Annotated in this window: 12 protein-coding genes; 11 read left to right on the top strand and 1 reads right to left on the bottom strand. The window is 74.4% G+C overall.

Annotation, left to right across the window (positions count from 1 at the left end; all coding sequences use genetic code 11):
- The first annotated feature begins 36 nt into the window (after nucleotides 1-36).
- From AB0G35_RS27135 to AB0G35_RS27175, 9 genes are all read left to right on the top strand, one after another.
- On the top strand, nucleotides 37-684 hold the full coding sequence (locus AB0G35_RS27135; RefSeq protein WP_360954777.1) for an HAD-IA family hydrolase: 648 nt from the start codon (nucleotides 37-39) through the stop codon (nucleotides 682-684).
- Between the two features lie 373 nt (nucleotides 685-1,057).
- Nucleotides 1,058-2,140 (top strand): ATP-binding cassette domain-containing protein, encoded by a 1,083-nt coding sequence (locus AB0G35_RS27140; protein WP_360954780.1) that lies wholly within the window; start codon nucleotides 1,058-1,060, stop codon nucleotides 2,138-2,140.
- Entirely contained in the window at nucleotides 2,137-2,874 is a 738-nt protein-coding gene (locus AB0G35_RS27145; protein ID WP_360954783.1) for a methionine ABC transporter permease, read from the top strand. Before AB0G35_RS27140 ends, AB0G35_RS27145 begins: the two co-directional genes overlap by 4 nt.
- A gap of 106 nt (nucleotides 2,875-2,980) precedes the next feature.
- Entirely contained in the window at nucleotides 2,981-3,838 is an 858-nt protein-coding gene (locus AB0G35_RS27150; RefSeq protein ID WP_360954909.1) for a MetQ/NlpA family ABC transporter substrate-binding protein, read from the top strand.
- A gap of 185 nt (nucleotides 3,839-4,023) precedes the next feature.
- Nucleotides 4,024-4,659 (top strand): GNAT family N-acetyltransferase, encoded by a 636-nt coding sequence (locus AB0G35_RS27155; RefSeq protein ID WP_360954786.1) that lies wholly within the window; start codon nucleotides 4,024-4,026, stop codon nucleotides 4,657-4,659.
- 180 nt (nucleotides 4,660-4,839) lie between these two features.
- On the top strand, nucleotides 4,840-6,060 hold the full coding sequence (gene cbiE / locus AB0G35_RS27160; protein WP_360954789.1) for a precorrin-6y C5,15-methyltransferase (decarboxylating) subunit CbiE: 1,221 nt from the start codon (nucleotides 4,840-4,842) through the stop codon (nucleotides 6,058-6,060).
- A 235-nt stretch (nucleotides 6,061-6,295) separates the two neighbouring features.
- Nucleotides 6,296-10,438, top strand: a complete 4,143-nt coding sequence (gene cobT / locus AB0G35_RS27165) for a nicotinate-nucleotide--dimethylbenzimidazole phosphoribosyltransferase (protein WP_360954792.1) — start codon at nucleotides 6,296-6,298, stop codon at nucleotides 10,436-10,438.
- A 173-nt stretch (nucleotides 10,439-10,611) separates the two neighbouring features.
- Nucleotides 10,612-11,850: a uroporphyrinogen-III C-methyltransferase gene (cobA, locus tag AB0G35_RS27170; protein WP_360954795.1), complete on the top strand. Its 1,239-nt coding sequence runs from the start codon at nucleotides 10,612-10,614 to the stop codon at nucleotides 11,848-11,850.
- A gap of 238 nt (nucleotides 11,851-12,088) precedes the next feature.
- Nucleotides 12,089-12,907 (top strand): RNA methyltransferase, encoded by an 819-nt coding sequence (locus AB0G35_RS27175; RefSeq protein ID WP_360954798.1) that lies wholly within the window; start codon nucleotides 12,089-12,091, stop codon nucleotides 12,905-12,907.
- Nucleotides 12,908-13,307: 400 nt separating this feature from the next.
- Here the strand turns inward: AB0G35_RS27175 and AB0G35_RS27180 are convergent, their stop codons facing one another.
- Nucleotides 13,308-14,750 carry a serine/threonine-protein kinase gene (locus AB0G35_RS27180; RefSeq protein ID WP_360954801.1) on the bottom strand — a complete coding sequence of 481 codons (1,443 nt, stop codon included), beginning with the start codon at nucleotides 14,748-14,750 and terminating at the stop codon, nucleotides 13,308-13,310.
- Nucleotides 14,751-15,369: 619 nt separating this feature from the next.
- On the opposite strand from AB0G35_RS27180, the gene AB0G35_RS27185 reads away from it, so the two are divergent.
- A complete protein-coding gene (locus AB0G35_RS27185) occupies nucleotides 15,370-15,579 on the top strand; it encodes a hypothetical protein (RefSeq protein WP_360954807.1) in 210 nt (69 codons plus the stop codon).
- Between the two features lie 365 nt (nucleotides 15,580-15,944).
- The gene (locus AB0G35_RS27190) at nucleotides 15,945-17,036 is read left to right on the top strand and encodes a phosphotransferase (protein WP_360954810.1); all 1,092 of its coding nucleotides are present in this window, start codon (nucleotides 15,945-15,947) and stop codon (nucleotides 17,034-17,036) included.
- Nucleotides 17,037-17,102: the final 66 nt, after the last annotated feature.

Raw genomic sequence — 17,102 nt, forward strand, 5'->3', positions numbered from 1 at the left:
GCGCCCGCCCCTGGGCCGCACATACGCTCGGTCCCCATGAAGATCCACGCGGACGCACTCCTCTTCGACAACGACGGCACCCTGATCTCGTCCCTCGACTCCGTTTACCGCTGCTGGACCCGGTGGGCCAAGGAGTACGGCCTCGCTGCCGAGGACTTCGCCCGGGTCGAGCTGCACGGCCGTCCGGCGGCCGAGATCGTCGCCGATCTGCTCCCGGCCGGGAAGGTGCCCGGGGCGCTGGCGCGGATCGAGCAGCTGGAGGTCGAGGACGTCGCCGGGGGAGTGACGCTGCTGCCCGGCACCCGGGCCCTCCTGGAGAGCCTGCCTCCCGAGCGGTGGGCGGTGGTCACCTCCGCCACCCGGCGGCTCGCCGAGGCCCGTCTCGGCGAGGTCGGCATCCGGCCGAAGAAGCTGATATCCGCCGACGACATCACCCGCGGCAAGCCCGACCCGGAGCCGTTCCTGCTGGCCGCCCGCCGGCTCGGCGTGGACCCGGCCCGCTGCGTTGTCTTCGAGGACGCGCCGGCCGGGCTGGCGGCGGGCCGCGCGGCCGGCATGACGACCGTGGCGTTGACCACAACGCACCCGGCCGCCGAGCTCTCCGCCGATGTCGTCGTCCCCGACCTGTCGGCGGTATCCGCGCAGGCCACGGACGGGGCGGTGGAGATCACCCTGGCCGGATGAGGCCCTGTCCACGGGCCGGTCAGCCATGTCCGCAATACGGACACGGTTGATCGGCCCGCACAGCCGTCTGGTTTACTTGCCGCCATGACCACGACGAGCAACCGCACCCCTGCGACCGAGGCGAACCTGACGCCCGGTGCTCGTTGCATGTGTCGAATGTGTGACCGCTGAGGGCCCCCGCCTGAGCCTCGCGCCCCGAAGCGAGACCCCATGCCGTGCACCGGTCCCCGACCGCAGCGGCCGCCCCGCGTCACCGGAACCAGGAGCCGGGCTCCGCGCCCGCCGCCGCTCCCGTTCCCCCCTGCCGCACTCGCAAGAATGCCCCGTGCCCGGCGGGCGAACCGCCGAGCACTCGACAGTGACGGAATTCCCTGTGATCACCACAACGGGCCTGACCAAGGTCTACCGTTCAGGAGACCGCGACGTCACCGCCCTGGACGGCGTCGACCTGCACGTCCGCGAGGGCGAGGTGTACGGCGTCATCGGCCAGAGCGGCGCCGGCAAGTCCACCCTCATCCGCTGCCTCAACCTCCTGGAGCGCCCCACCTCCGGCACGGTCACCGTCGCCGGCCAGGACCTGACCGCCCTCGCCGGGCGGGGCCAGCGCGCCGGCGCCGCACTGCGCGCCGCCCGCAGCCACATCGGCATGGTCTTCCAGCACTTCAACCTGCTGTCCTCGCGCACCGTCCAGGACAACGTCGAACTGCCGCTGGAGATCCTCAAGGTCGACCGCCGCGAACGCTCCCGCAAGGCCCTGGAACTGCTCGACCTGGTCGGCCTCGCCGACAAGGCCACGGCGTACCCCGCCCAGCTCTCCGGCGGCCAGAAGCAGCGCGTCGGCATCGCCCGCGCCCTGGCCGGCGACCCCAAGGTGCTGCTCTCCGACGAGGCCACCAGCGCCCTCGACCCGGAGACCACCCGCTCCATCCTCACCCTGCTGCGCGACCTCAACCGCCAGCTCGGCCTGACCGTCGTCCTCATCACCCACGAGATGGACGTCGTCAAGACCATCTGCGACTCGGCCGCCCTGATGAAGAACGGCCGCGTCGTCGAGCAGGGCACCGTCGCCGAACTGCTCGCCACCCCCGGTTCCGAACTCGCCCGCGAGCTCTTCCCGGTCGGCGGCGAGCCCTCGGCCGACGACCGCACCGTCGTCGACATCACCTTCCACGGCTCGGCCGCCACCCGCCCGGTCATCTCCGAGCTGGCACGCACCTACAACGTCGACATCTCGATCCTCGGCGCCGCCATGGACACCGTCGGCGGCAAGCAGATCGGCCGGATGCGGATCGAGCTGCCCGGCCGCTTCGAGGAGAACGTCGTCCCCATCGGCTTCCTGCGCGAGCAGGGCCTCCAGGTCGACGTGGCCGACGTGGCCGACCTCGCCTCCGACCTCGCCGCCGCGGCCATTCCGGCGCCCGCCGCCGCCCCGCTCCAGAAGGAAGGTGCCAAGTGAGCTGGACCGAGATGCAGCCGCTGCTCCACGACGCGACCCTCGACACCCTCTTCATGGTGTGGTGGTCGACGTTCTACGCGGTCCTCTTCGGCATCCCCGTCGGCATCCTGCTGCACCTGACCGCCCGCGGCGCCCTGCTGAACAACGCCGTGGTGAACAAGGCCCTCGGCGCGGTCGTGAACATCGGACGGTCCTTCCCGTTCCTGATCCTGATCGTCGTGCTGATGCCCTTCACCCGGCTCGTCGTCGGCACCTCCATCGGCCCCACCGGCGCGGTCGTACCGCTGGCCATCGCCGCCATCCCGTTCTTCGCCCGCCTCGTCGAGGCCGCGCTGCGCGAGGTCGACCACGGCCTGGTGGAGGCCGCCCAGGCGATGGGCGGCGGCACCTGGACCATCATCTTCAAGGTGCTGCTGCCGCAGGCCCTGCCCGCGCTGGTCGCGGCCGTCACCACCACCGTCATCACGCTGATCGGCTACTCCGCGATCGCCGGTGCGGTCGGCGGCGGCGGACTGGGCTCCCTCGCCTACAACTACGGCTACCTGCAGTACGAGACCAGGCTGATGGTCATCACCGTCGTCGAGCTGATCGTCCTCGTCACCGCCATCCAGCTGCTCGGCGACCTGGTCGTCCGCCGGCTCGCCGGCCGCGGCACCCGCTCCTCCTCGCCCGTACGCGTCGGCCTGCGCCGCGCCCGCACCGAGGAGCCGGCGGCCGTCACCGAGGCCGCCTGACCCCACGAACCACCCGCGTCACCCGCACCACCCGAGAGCCCGGACCCTTTGCCGGGCGGACAGCACACGGACACCCCGTGTGGGAAACAAGAAAGAGGCACTCTTCGTGCGCAACACCGTCAAGATCACCGTGGCCGTCGCCGCCGCTTCCGCCGTCGCCCTGGGCGCGAGCGCCTGCTCCGCGCCCTCCGACGCCACCGCCAGCAGCGACAAGAGCGACAAGAACGCCCCCCTCGTCGTCGCCGCGAGCCCCACCCCGCACGCCACCATCCTCGACTTCGTCAAGAACAAGCTGGCGGCCAAGGCGGGCCTGAAGCTCGTCGTCAAGCCGTTCAACGACTACAAGATCCCCAACAAGGTCACCGACGACGGCCAGGTCGACGCCAACTTCTTCCAGCACAAGCCCTTCCTGGACACCTTCAACAAGGAGAACGGCACCCACATCGTGCCGGTCCAGAACGTGCTGATCGAGCCCCTCGGCCTGTACTCCAAGAAGATCCACAAGCTCTCGGACCTCAAGTCCGGCTCGACCGTCTCGGTCCCCAACGACCCGTCCAACGAGGGCCGCGCGCTCAAGCTGCTCGCCGACAACGGTGTGATCACCCTCAAGCCCGGGGTCGGCGCCGACGCCAAGCTCACCGACGTCAAGGACGACAAGGGCGTCAAGATCACCGAGCTGGAGGCCGCGCAGACCGCGCCGCGCATCGACGACGTCGACGCCGCCATCATCAACGGCAACTTCGCCATCGGCGCCCACCTCAAGCCCTCCAAGGACGCCCTCGCGCTGGAGAAGGCCAAGGACAACCCCTACGCCAACTTCCTCGCCGTCAAGAAGGGCAACGAGAACGACCCGCGGATCAAGAAGCTGGCCAAGCTCCTGAACTCCCCCGAGGTCAAGAAGTTCATCGAGGACAAGTACAAGGACGGCTCGGTCATCCCCGCCTTCGGTCCCGCCAAGGCCTGACCCCGACCGGCCACCACCGGGCCCCGGCAGCGCACCCCGCGCGGCCGGGGCCCGGGCGCGTGGCACACCCACCGGCCCATGCTGCATGCTGGTGCATTCAAGACGGTCAGACGGCCCGTGACCTCGCGGTGAACCATCCCGCGACGTCCCGGAGCACCCACGGTCAACGGCGTTGGAGCAGCGGCATGACACCCACCTTTCCGGACATCTCCCTCAGCACGGACCGGCTGGTGCTGCGCCCCTTCGAAGAGGCCGACGTCCCCGCCCTCGCCGAGATGATGTCCGACGAGCTGGTCACCGCCTGGACCGCGCTCCCGCACCCCTACACCACCGCCGAGGCCCGCGCCTGGGCCACCGGCAAGGCCGCCGCACTGCGCACCACCGGCCGCGGCCTCGCCCTCGCCGTCACCGAATTCCTCACCCAGCGCCTGGTCGGCACCCTCCACCTCGACCACACCGACTGGCGCATCCGCTCCACCGAGATCGGCTACGTCACCGCCCCCTGGGCCCGCGGTGAGGGCTACGCCTCGGAATCCGTCCTCGCGGTCGCGCAATGGCTCTTCTACGACCAGAGGTTCGAACGCCTCGAACTGCGCACCGCCGCCGACAACACCGCCTCCCAGCAGGTCGCGCAGAAGATCGGCTGCATCAGCGAGGGCGTGCTCCGCAACGCCTGGATAGCCCGCAGCCGCACGGAGGACGGCGGCTGGACGGACATCCGCACCGATCTGATCGTCTGGAGCCTGCTGCCCGAGGACCTCGACGGGGTCCCCGGCCGGATGGCCGACGCGAACGGATTCACCTACCCCGAGTGGAACTGACCCACGCCGGCGCCCAGGTCCGTACCTCTCGGGGTACTCTCGCCCTGCCGCGCACCCGCGCACCCGCGCGACCAGCGCGGACCTGCGTCCGGCGCACCACAGCGGCGCGCCACCGGCCCGCGGCCACCCCGCGGCCGCCCCCGCCCGCGTACCCACAGCAGCCCCAGGAGACTGACGAGCATGGCCGACCGGGTCACGGTGATCGGATGGGACGGCTCTCCGCTGACCGCCGCCGCCCGCTCCGCCCTCGGCGCCGCCACACTCGTGGCCGGCGCCGCCCACCACCTCGCACTGCCCGAAGTGCCGCCGCACGCCGAGCGGATCCGGCTCGGCAGCGTCACCCTGGCCGCCCGCAGGATCGCCCAGCACCGCGGCACCGCCGTCGTCCTCGCCGACGGCGACCCCGGATTCTTCGGCGTCGTCCGCACCCTGCGGGCCCCCGAGCACGGCCTGGAGGTCGAGGTCGTCCCGGCCGTCTCCTCCGTCGCGGCCGCCTTCGCCCGGGCCGGCATGCCCTGGGACGACGCCCAGATCGTGGTGGCCCACAGCCGCGACCTGCGCCGCGCGGTCAACGTCTGCCGCGCTCACACCAAGGTCGCCGTCCTCACCTCGCCCGGCGCCGGCCCCGCCGAACTCGCCCTGCTGCTCAGCGGCGTCCACCGCACCTTCGTCATCTGCGAGGAACTGGGCACCGAACGCGAGCAGGTGACCGTCCTCACATCCGACAAGGCCGCCGACCACGTCTGGCGCGACCCCAACGTCGTCATCGTCGTCGGCGGTTCACCCGGCGGCGCCGCGGCCCAGGGCACCGGCTGGATCGCCGGCCACGAGGTCGGTCACCCGACCGGACCGCGCGGCTGGGGACTGCCCAACCGCGCCTACGGCGGCGCCCTCGCCGAGGGCGAGAGCGTCCAGCTGCGCACCGCCCAACTCGCCCGCCTCGGGCCGCGGGTGGGCGACCTGGTCTGGGACATCGGCACCGGCAGCGGAGCCGCCGCCGTCGAGGCCGCGCGGTTCGGCGCCGCGGTCATCGCGGTCGACGCCGACCCGGACGCCTGCGGGCGCACCGCCGCCGTCGCCCGCCGGCACGGCGTCCAACTCCAGGTCGTGCACGGGCGGGCGCCGCAGATCCTGGAGGACCTGCCCGAACCCGACGTGGTACGGATCGGGGGCGGGGGAGCGGAGGTGGTCACCGCGTGCGCGGCCCGCCGTCCCGAACGGATCGTCACCCACGCCGCGACCCGCGACGAGGCCGAGCTGCTCGGCCGGGCACTGGCGGACGGCGGGTACGACGTCGAGTGCGCCCTGCTGCAGTCCGTGGACCTGGACACCTCCGTCTGGGTCGAACGCGAGCGGTCCGTGGTGTTTTTGCTCAGCGGGTATCGCGTTCCTCACCCGTGACCAGGAAGGCAACCCGCGCGAGGTAGGCTGGCGGATCGTTGCGCCGCCGTTCCGCGTTCGGCTTCGTACGCCAATATCCGGAAAATGCCGTGGTTTTGGACGAATATGAAGCTGTGAGCGCGGACGTGCCGCGAGGCGTGCTCGCTCGTTCTAGCTATCGGGGCGTCGGGGCGCCCCGGTCGAGCGTGTCGCACGAGCGGTTGGAAGGAGCACTACCAATGGGCGAGGGGTACGCATGACCGACACCGGCCAGGTCCCGGGCGAGGGACAGCCGGAGAACGCAGGCGGACATCCCGGGCAGCCGCAGCCGGCGGCCGCTCCCTCCCCTGCCGACGCCGGACCCACGGAGCTGCCGGGCATGGTGACCCCTCAGGGCGACTACCCCTACCTCGACCAGACCGACCCCGGCGTCGAGGACGACGACTTGCTGCTCATGCCGGGCGCCCAGGGTGCCTGGAGCGAGCAGCCCGCGGCCCAGCCGCTGCCGCACGAGCCCCACCAGGGCCCGGCCCAGCAGCCGCAGTCCGGCGTGCCGTTCGACGCCGCCGTCCAGGGAGCCACCGGCTACGAGCCGATGCCCGCCCAGGCCGGCGACCACGAGAGCGGCGGCCGGGATTCCGGTTCCGTCGACCTGAGCGCGGTCCGCATCCCGCAGCCCGCCGCCCCCCAGCAGCCGGACCGGGCCCGCGCCTCCGCGCCCACCCGCCGCCCGCTGCACATGGGCCCGCCGGTGCCCGACGCGACCGGCGGCGTGGTCCGCTCGCTCGCCGACCGCGGCCCCGCCGACGCACCCGCCCCCGCCCGGCACGCCGCCCCGCCCGCCGGCGCCCCCGAGTACTTCGACGCCGCCGCCCCCGCCCAGGCGCCCGTGGCCCCGGAAGCCGCGGCCGCCCAGCCGGCCCCGGCCCCGGCGTACGCCGAACCGCAGCCGCCGTCGCAGCCCGAGGCGGCGCCGTACGTGGAGCAGACGTACGGCGGTCATTCCTACGGTGGGCAGTTCTCCCCCGAGCAGACCTACGGGGCCGCCGGCCAGGGCCCGTTGCCCGGCCCGCAGCTCGGCGAGATCCCGGCCCAGATGCCGGCCTGGAACGACGCCTCGGTCCAGGCGGCCCCGGCCGCCCAGGCACCCGCGCCCCAGCCGGTGGAGGCTCCCGAACCGGCCGTGGCGGCCGACCAGGTTCCGGCGGCCGAACACGTGCCGGTGTCTGACCAGGTTTCGGTGTCTGACCAGGATTCGGTGGCCGACCAGGTGTCGCCCGTCGCGGAGACCGCAACGGCCGCGGAAGCGGCCCCGGTTGCTGACGCGGCACCGGTGGCGGAAGTACCGGTGGCGGAAACGGTTGCGCCCGCGGAAACGGTTGCGCCCGCGGAGGCGGTTGCCGCGCCGGCGGACGAAGCCGCCCAGCCGGTTGCGCAGCCCGTCGCCCAGGACCCCGAACTGCCCGCCGAGCAGCAGCAGCCCGCCGAACAGCAGCCCGCGGCGCAGCCGCAGGCACAGCCCCAGCCGGTGGTACAGCCCGCGGAGGGCGTCGCCGAGGAGGCGGCAGCGGCCGCGGACGGCCCGGCAGTTGCCGCTGCGGAGACCGAACCGGCCGAGGCCGTGGAGGCCCCGGCGCAGGAGATGCCGGCGGCGGAGGTGCCGGCGGCGGAGGCGCCGGTGGTGGAGCAGACGACCGCCCAGACCCCGGACGCTCCGGCACAGGAAGCTCCGGAGCAGGACGCACCCGCTGCCCCGGAAGCGCCCGCCGCCCCGGAAGCGCCCGTACAGGACGTTCAGCACGCTCCTGAGCAGGGTGCGGCCGAGGCAACGGAAGGGAACGTCGAGGCGGACGCCGCCCCCCAGCCCGAGGCCGTCGCTCCGGAGGCAGCTGCTCCCGAGGCCGTCGCGCCGCCGCAGGGTCCCGTCGCCTTCCCCGTGGCCGAGGACGGCGCGCCCGTCGAGCAGGAGGTCACCCCCGTCGAGCAGGTGCAGGCCGTCATAGAGCCGCCCGAGGCGGTCGCCCCTGACACCTCGGCCGCCCCTGCCGCCACGGACGCCCCCGAGGGCGAGGCGGCCCCGGCCGCCGAGTCCGCAGCACCCGCCGCGGACGCCACGCCGGACACCCCCGTCGACGCGTCCCCCGATCCCGCGGCCGTCACTCCTGATGAGGCGGCAGCGACTCCCGAGGCCACCCCGGCGCCGGAGGCCGCGGCCACCCCGGACCACGCAGCCGCCGAGCAGGCAGCCACCGCAGAGGTCGAAGAACCGGCCGCACCGGCAGCAGGCGAAGAGGCGGCGGAGCCGGCACAGGCGCCCGACCCCACCCCGGCCGACGCCCCCGCCGAGCCCACCGCCGCGGCCCAGCCCGGCGTCGTCCACATCCCGGCCCAGGCAACCGCCGAGCAGTCCGCCGGAGAGCAGCCGCAGGCCCCCGCCGACACCCAGGAGGCCGTCGAGGTGCCTGCCGAGGCCGCCGAGGAGGCCCCCCACCAGCAGGACGCCGAGGCGCTCCTCCAGCGCGGTGAGGGCGCGGACGAGGACCAGCCGCAGGAGCCCGACGCGACCCCGGCGGCCGAACAGCCGCAGGCCGCCGACGCCCAGCCGGCAGCCCCGGAGACCGACGCCGCCGACGGTGCCCCCGAGGAGGCAGAGGTCCCGGCCGGGCCCCCGGCCGCCGGCTACGACGACTCCGAGCGCGCCGCCGTCCACCGCGTGATGCGCGAACGCCGCGACATCCGCAACGGCTTCCGCAGCGACCCGATCCCCAACGAGGTCCTGCTCCGCGTCCTGGAGGCGGCCCACACCGCCCCCAGCGTCGGCCACTCCCAGCCCTGGGACTTCGTCGTCATCCGGTCCGCCGAGACCCGCGAGAAGATGCACCAGCTCGCCATGCAGCAGCGCGACGCGTACGCGAAGTCGCTGCCCAAGGCGCGCGCCAAGCAGTTCCGCGAGCTGAAGATCGAGGCGATCCTCGAAACGCCGGTGAACATCGTCGTCACCGCGGACTCCACCCGCGGCGGCCGGCACACCCTCGGCCGGCACACCCAGCCGCAGATGGCCCCGTACTCCTCCGCGCTCGCGGTGGAGAACCTCTGGCTCGCCGCCCGCGCCGAGGGCTTGGGCGTCGGCTGGGTCAGCTTCTTCGACGAGCGCGAGATGGTCCGCGAACTGGGCCTGCCCGAGCACCTCGAAGTCGTCGCCTACCTGTGCGTCGGCTACGTCGACGAGTTCCCCGAGGAGCCCGAGCTGCTGCAGGCCGGCTGGTCCAAGCGCCGCCCGCTGTCCTGGGTCGTCCACGAGGAGACCTACGGCCGCCGCGCGCTGCCCGGCGAGAACCCGCACGACCTCCTCCAGGAAACCCTCCAGGGCATCCGCCCGCTGGACGCCAAGGCGCTCGGCGAGGCCTGGGAGCGCCAGAAGCGGATGACCAAGCCCGCCGGCGCGCTGGGCATGCTGGAGATCATCTCCGCGCAGCTGTGCGGCCTGTCCCGCAAGTGCCCGCCGCCGATCCCGGAGCCGGCCGCCGTGGCGATCTTCGCCGGCGACCACGGCGTGCACGCCCAGGGCGTCACCCCCTGGCCCCAGGAGGTCACCGGCCAGATGGTCGCCAACTTCCTGGGCGGCGGCGCGGTGTGCAACGCCTTCGCCAACCAGGTCGGCGCCGAGGTGTGCGTCGTGGACGTCGGCGTGGCCGGCGAACTGCCCGCCACGCCCGGCCTGCTGCCCCGCAAGGTCCGGGCCGGCACCGCCGACTTCACCCAGGGCCCCGCGCTCACCCAGGACGAGGTCCTCAAGGCCATCGAGGTGGGCATCGAGACCGCCCGCGACCTCGTAGCGGCCGGCAACAAGGCGCTGCTCACGGGCGAGATGGGCATCGCCAACACCACCACTTCCGCCGCGCTGATCGCCGTCTACACCGGCGTCGACCCGGCCGAGGTCACCGGCCGCGGCACCGGCATCAACGACGAGACGCACGCCCGCAAGGTCGACGTGGTCCGCCGCGCCCTGGAGCTCCACCAGCCCGATCCGGCCGACCCGGTCGGCGTGCTGACCGCGGTCGGCGGCCTGGAGCACGCGGCCCTGGTCGGCCTGATCCTCGGCGGCGCCTCGCTGCGCACACCGGTGATCCTCGACGGCGTCAGCGCCGGCGCCGCCGCCCTGGTGGCCCGCGCCATCGCCCCCGAGGCGCTGGCCGCCTGCATCGCCGGTCACCGCAGCGCCGAGCCGGGCCATGTCGCGGCCCTCAACAAGCTCGGCCTGCGCCCGCTCGTCGATCTCGACCTGCGCCTCGGCGAGGGCACCGGTGCCCTGCTGGCCCTCCCCGTCGTGCAGAGCGCGGCCCGCGCCATGCACGAGGTCGCCACCTTCGACTCCGCCGGAGTGACGGAGAAGAGCTGATGCGGTGCGGCCGGAACGCGGCCGCCCCGCATGACCCCCGGCCCGCAGCCCCCTAGGCTGTGGGCCGGGGCCGTACGCCCCGAGGGTCGTATCATCCCTGATCAGCCGCTCCAGAGCCGCAGCGACTGAGCCGGTCTCGAACCCGCACCATCCGCACAAGGAGCCGCCCCGCCATGGCCGAGCACGTCGCCGAACACGCTGCCTACCCCGTCGGACTGCGGCTGTCCGGCCGCCGGGTGGTCGTCCTGGGAGCCGGACAGGTCGCCCAGCGCCGCCTCCCCTCGCTCGTCGCCGCGGGCGCGGACGTCCTGCTCGTCTCCCCGTCCGCCACCCCCTCCGTCGAGGCGATGGCCGACGCCGGGGAGATCCGCTGGGAGCGCCGCCGCTACCGTTCCGGCGACCTCGCCGAGGCCTGGTACGCGCTGATCTCCACCGACGACCCCGAGGCCAACGCCGCCGCCTCCCAGGAGGCCGAGGAGCGGCGGGTGTGGTGCGTACGCGCCGACGACGCCGAGGCGGCCACCGCCTGGACCCCGGCCACCGGGCGCAGCGAGGGCGTCACCGTCGCGGTCCTCACCGGCCGCGACCCGCGCCGCTCGGCCGCCGTACGCGACGCCATCGTCGAGGGCCTGCGCGACGGCAGCATCGCCGCCCCGCACCACCGCCACCCGCACACCCCCGGCGTGGCGCTGGTCGGCGGCGGTCCCGGCGACCCCGACCTGATCACCGTGCGCGGCCGCCGCCTCCTCGCCGAGGCCGACGTGGTGATCGCCGACCGCCTCGGCCCCCGCGACCTCCTGGCCGAGCTGCCGCCGCACGTCGAGGTCATCGACGCCGCGAAGATCCCGTACGGCCGTTTCATGGCGCAGGAGGCCATCAACAACGCGCTGATCGAGCACGCCAAGGCCGGCAAGGCCGTGGTCCGCCTCAAGGGCGGCGACCCGTTCGTCTTCGGCCGCGGCATGGAGGAGGCCCAGGCGCTCGCCGAGGCCGGCATCCCCTGCACGGTCGTCCCCGGCATCTCCAGCACGATCTCGGTGCCCGCCGCCGCCGGCATCCCCGTCACCCACCGCGGCGTCGCCCACGAGTTCACCGTCGTCAGCGGCCATGTCGCCCCCGACGACGAGCGGTCCCTGGTCGACTGGCCCGCGCTCGCCAAGCTGCGCGGCACCCTGGTCGTCCTCATGGGGGTGGAGAACAGCGGCGCCATCGCCGCCACACTCGTCGAGCACGGCCGCCCCGCCGACACTCCGGCCGCCGTCATCCAGGAGGGCACCACCGCCACCCAGCGCCGGGTCGACGCCACCCTCGCCACCCTCGGCGAGACGGTCCGGTCCGAAGGCGTCCGGCCGCCGGCGGTCATCGTCATCGGCGACGTCGTCACCATCGGCACGCTCACCCCGGCCGGCTGACCCGCGCCCACCACGGCCGGCTGACCCGCGCCCACCGACGGCCGGCGCGCGCCCATCACGGCCGGCTGCGGGGCGTCTCCTGGAGCGGACCGGATCAGACCGGATCAGACTGATTCAGGCCGATCCGGACCTTCTCGGACCGGATCAGAGAGAATCACTCCAGCCCACCCCCGTCCACCCCAGCCGATTCGTTCCCTCCGGCATTGGAACCCCGACCCCGACAAGGCACTATCTCCTCGTGGCAGAAATCATCACCGTCGACGACCCGGACGACCCGCGGCTGGCCGACTACACCGGCCTCACCGACGTCGAACTGCGGCGCCGGCGCGAGCCCGCGGAGGGACTCTTCATCGCCGAGGGCGAGAAGGTCATCCGGCGCGCCCGGCACGCCGGCTACGAGATGCGCTCGATGCTGCTCTCCTCGAAGTGGGTCGACGTCATGCGCGACGTCATCGACGAGGTCCCGGCCCCGGTCTACGCCGTCAGCCCGGCCCTCGCCGAACAGGTGACGGGCTATCACGTCCACCGCGGCGCGCTCGCCTCCATGCAGCGCACCCCGCTGCCCACGGCCGCCGAACTCCTCGGCGACGCGCGCCGCATCGTGGTCATGGAGGCCGTCAACGACCACACCAACATCGGTGCGATCTTCCGCAGCGCGGCGGCCCTCGGCATGGACGCGGTGCTGCTCTCCCCGGACTGCGCGGACCCCCTCTACCGCCGCTCGGTGAAGGTCTCCATGGGCGCGGTCTTCTCCGTCCCGTACGCCCGTCTGGAGAGCTGGCCCCGTGACCTGTCCGTCGTACGGGAAGCGGGCTTCAAACTGCTCGCCCTCACCCCCGCCGAGAAGGCCACCGGCATCGACGAGGCCGCCCCGCACACGCTGGACCGCGTCGCCCTGATGCTGGGCGCGGAGGGCGGCGGCCTCACCACCGGCGCCCTGCGCGCCGCCGACGAATGGGTCCGCATCCCGATGGCCCACGGCGTCGACTCCCTCAACGTCGGCGCAGCCGCAGCGGTGGCGTTCTACGCGGTGACGTCGGGCCGCCCGCCGGCCTAGCCGGTACCGGCCGTACGGGCGGGGCGGGGGCGCTCCAGGCGGTGATGTCGGGGCGCGGCCCACTCGGACGGTACGGGCCGTGCGGGCTGTATGCGCCCTACGGCCCGGACTGGGCCCAACTGCACCTGGCTCACCGTCATGGCCCCCGTCATGACGCCGTTCCCCCGGGAATACCCGTCAGCCCCACCACGTTGTCGGCCCCGAGGGGGCGCTCGCGCCCCTTAGGGGATCCGTTCCCCCACCCCTAAGGGCCGCCCGCCGCCCCCGACCACGCCCGTAAAACCCCAGCCCAAGCCCAAGCCCAAGTCCACACCCAAGAAGGCCACGCCCCGCCCCGCCCCGGGGACGCCGCCGTCCGCGCCCCCGCACGCCTACCGCGCGTCCGCGCCCCCGCCCCGCGTCATCCGGTCTCACCCGGAGCGGCCGGGCTCCCGGCCGGTGCAACCGGAGCCAGCCGCTCCGCGGCACCCGCTCCCATCCCGCGGGCCGGTCCCTGGCAGCCCTGGGCCGCCGCGATCCCCAGCGCGACCAGCAGCGTCACCACGACGAACACGATGACCCGCTGGCGCAGCAGCCGGCGGTCGGGGCCGGGACGGCGGCCGCCCGAGGTCGTACGGACCGGGGTGCGCGAACCGTTTCGCCCCGTCGGCCGCGCCGCCGGGGCACGTCGGCCGTTCCGCCCCGCGGTACGCGGATTCTTCCGCGCGCCGGTGCCCGCACCGGCACCGGCACCGGCCCCCGCACCCGCACCGGAAGCCGGACCGCCCGGCCGCCCGGCGGTCCCGTCCCGGGGCGCCGGCGGACGCGACGCATGCGGACGCGGCGCGGAGCCGCCCGCCGTCCGCCGCTCGGTGCGCTGGCGCGCGTACTCCTCGGCCCGCCGCCCGGTCGGCCGGTCCGACGGACGGCGATCCGTCCGGCCCCATCCGGCCCCACCGCCGGACCCGTTGTGCAGGAGGCCGCCCGACAGACCACTCGACAGACCACCCGACAGGCCGCCCGAGAGACCGCCCGAGAGACCGTGCGCCTCCCGGGCCGCGATCTCCTTGAGCCGCAATGACAGCGACAGGGTGCTGGGCCGGTCCGCCGGATCCTTGGCCAGGCAGGACGCGAGCAGCGGCGCCAGCGCGTCCGGCACCCCGCCGAGCTGCGCCTCCTCGTGCACCACCCGGTACAGCATGACCTCCGAACTCCCTTGTCCGAAGGGGGAGTCCGCGGTGCAGGCGTACGCCAGTGTGGCGCCCAGCGCGAAGATGTCGGTGGCCGGGGTCACCGCTGCCCCGCGTACCTGTTCCGGCGCCAGGAAGCCCGGTGACCCGACGGCGGTGCCGACATGAGTGAGCGTGCTCGCGCCGGTCGCCCAGGCGATGCCGAAGTCGATGATGCGCGGGCCCTTGGGGGACAGCAGGATGTTGGACGGCTTCAGGTCGCGGTGCACGACCCCCGCGTCATGGACGGCCAGCAGCCCCTCGGAGAGCGCCGCACCGACGGACGCGACCTGCGCGGGGGAGAGCGGCCCCTCCTCGTTCACCTTGTCGTGCAGCGACGGGCCGGGGACGTACTGGGTGGCGAACCACGGGCGGTCCGCGTCCAGATCGGCCGCGACCAGCCGCGCCGTGCAGCCGCCGCGGATCCGGCGGGCCGCCGAGACCTCGCGGGCGAACCGCGAGCGGAATTCCTGGTCCTCCGCCAGGTCCGGCCGGATCACCTTCAGCGCCACCCGCTGCCCGCGCTTGTCCGAGCCGAGGTAGACCACGCCCATCCCGCCCGCGCCGAGCCGGCGGTGCAACCGGAACGTCCCGACGACACGCGGGTCCTCGCGCCGGAGCCGCATCATCGCCATGTCCGTCCCCTACCTGCGGTGGGAGGCCCCTCCGCTGCCAACCGTCTGACGTGGCACAGCTTACGGATTGACGGCTCGCTGTGCTGAGAGGCCGCGCATGCGTCGGCAAGCGGATTGTCGGTGGCGGGTGCGATCCTCGGAGTGCGGGAGGGGAAAGGGGCGTGCGGCGGCGGCGTTTTCACCCCGCGCGCCCAATGATGGCCCACATAAGGGGGATTGGCGCGATGAAAGAGGATCAAGGCCGGATGCCGGAGATACGGGGTGCGGCTTCCGGCGGCGGACGACGGCGGCGTGCGCGGTGGCCGGCGGCTGTCGGGCGGCGGGGCGCGCGGAAGCCGCCGACGTGAGCGAGGTCACGCATGCGGACCGCCGGCCGGCGGACCGCGGACCTGCGCCCCGACGGCTACCCCTGGGGGATGTCCCGGAGTCCCGAGGGATTTTCTCCACCCAGGGGAGTACATGACGGCCCGTCCCGTCATCCTCCCGGAGGCCGCCCAATAGGTACGACGGCATGACGCCTGCCTTCCGCCGGGTGCCTACTGTGGTCATCAAGCGGCGGGCGCAGCACTCGTCCCCCGAGGTCAGACGCCCGCCGCTGTAGAGACGACGGGAGCGGACGATGGAACGGACCTCAGGACGGACGGCCCTTCGGGCGCAGGGGCGCAAGGTCGCCGCGGCGCTCGGCGGCCACCAGTCCTCGGGCACCCGGCATCCCCTCGTCGCGGTGGTCATGGTGCTGCCGTTGGCGATCCTGCTCGCCGTGGTCTTCGGCGGCTGGGAAGCCGTCATCACACAGGCGTCGTCCGTGGCCGGAATGCTGGGGCGCTGAGCGGCGCCCCGGGCCCGGGAGAGCGGCCCGGGACGGGGACCTCCGGCCGAATACCCCGTGGGGACGGGGGTGCGGCGGACGGCATGAACGGCCGGGCATCTGGGGAGATGCCCGGCCGTCGAGCTTCCACACCCACCCACCCACCGAAGCGCGACTCGCCACGCGCCCCCCCCGCGTACCCACGCCACCACAACACCCCCCCCGGGCCTCCCGCGCACCACGCCACGGCAAACGCCCCGCCCGCCCCTCCCGCCTCTCCCACGTACGCCGTCACCCGCAACGCCCCGCCCGCCCCGCCGCGTACGATCCCCTCGGGCCCACCCGGGCAAGGCCCCCACACCGACCAGGCCCGGGGGAGGGGAACGATGACCACGCCGCTGGCCGCCCGCCTCGCCGCCCTCGCCGCATCCTCCGCCCCCGACCGCACCCCACCCGCCCCACCGGCCCCAGAGGCACTCACCAACCACCCCGAAACGTCCGCCCACCACCCCCGGACACCCACAGAGCCCCTCCCCGCCCCCGCAGCGGACCGCCCCCAGGTCCTCGCCGACCGCCCCGACGGCACGGTCGTCCGCAGCGGCGGTACGGTCGCCAAGGCGCACGCCCCCGACGCCGACCCCCACGACCTCGCCGCCCGGCTGCGGATCGCCGCGCACCCCCTCCTGCACGGGATCCTGCTGCCCCCGCTCCCGCTCACCGCCCCCGGCGGCTTCCTCACCCTCACCGACGACGGCCGGGCGCTCACCCGCTGGCCGTACGGCACCCCGGTCGCGCCCGACGACCCCGACGCGGCGCCCTGGGAGGACGCCGCCCGCCTGCTGGCGCGGCTGCACTCCGTCGATCCGCGCCAACTCCCCGGCCCGGTCCCGCCGATGCGCGGCCCCGCCAAGGCCGTCCGCGCCCTGGCCCGGCTGCGCACCGCAGTGGAGGACGCGCCTTGGGAGGCCGTCCCAGGGCCCTTGCGCGCGGCCGCCGCGGCCGTCGAACGGGCCTGGTACGGGCTGCCGCCCTGGGCCCGGGGCGAGGCGTCGCCCCCGCGGGCGGCCTCCCTCTGCCACGGCGACCTCCACCTCGGCCAACTGGTCCGCCACCCGGCCACCGGCGGCCGCTGGCTCCTGATCGACGTCGACGACCTGGGCCTCGGCGACGGTGCCTGGGACCTGGCCCGTCCCGCCGCCTGGTTCGCCACCGGCCTGCTCGCCCCGGACATCTGGACGCGGTTCCTGACCGCCTACCGCGCTGCGGGCGGACCGGCCCTGCGCCCCGACGGCGACCCCTGGCCCGAGCTGGAGGTCCCCGCCCGCGCCCTGACCGTGCAGACCGCCGCGCTCGCCGTCGCCAAGGCCGTCACCGGGGAGCGCGCGCTGGACGAGGCCACGACCGCGGTCATCGACGCCTGCGCCCGGATGGTGTCCCTGCCGCAGCAGTTGGCATCCGACGGGCCCGTCGTACGCTGAACCCCACGCCACCGGAAGGACGTTCCGGTGGCGCCGCGCCGAGCGGCAGTGAACGACAGGAGTTGA

The organism is Streptomyces sp. NPDC021749 (assembly GCF_040640655.1).
Classification (GTDB): domain Bacteria; phylum Actinomycetota; class Actinomycetes; order Streptomycetales; family Streptomycetaceae; genus Streptomyces.

Coding starts and splice junctions, on each gene's coding strand:
- AB0G35_RS27135 (WP_360954777.1), top strand. CDS start 37: ATGAAGATCCACGCGGACGCACTCCTCTTCGACAACGACGGCACCCTG.
- AB0G35_RS27155 (WP_360954786.1), top strand. CDS start 4,024: ATGACACCCACCTTTCCGGACATCTCCCTCAGCACGGACCGGCTGGTG.
- cbiE (WP_360954789.1), top strand. CDS start 4,840: ATGGCCGACCGGGTCACGGTGATCGGATGGGACGGCTCTCCGCTGACC.
- cobT (WP_360954792.1), top strand. CDS start 6,296: ATGACCGACACCGGCCAGGTCCCGGGCGAGGGACAGCCGGAGAACGCA.
- cobA (WP_360954795.1), top strand. CDS start 10,612: ATGGCCGAGCACGTCGCCGAACACGCTGCCTACCCCGTCGGACTGCGG.
- AB0G35_RS27180 (WP_360954801.1), bottom strand. CDS start 14,750: ATGGCGATGATGCGGCTCCGGCGCGAGGACCCGCGTGTCGTCGGGACG.
- AB0G35_RS27185 (WP_360954807.1), top strand. CDS start 15,370: ATGGAACGGACCTCAGGACGGACGGCCCTTCGGGCGCAGGGGCGCAAG.
- AB0G35_RS27190 (WP_360954810.1), top strand. CDS start 15,945: ATGACCACGCCGCTGGCCGCCCGCCTCGCCGCCCTCGCCGCATCCTCC.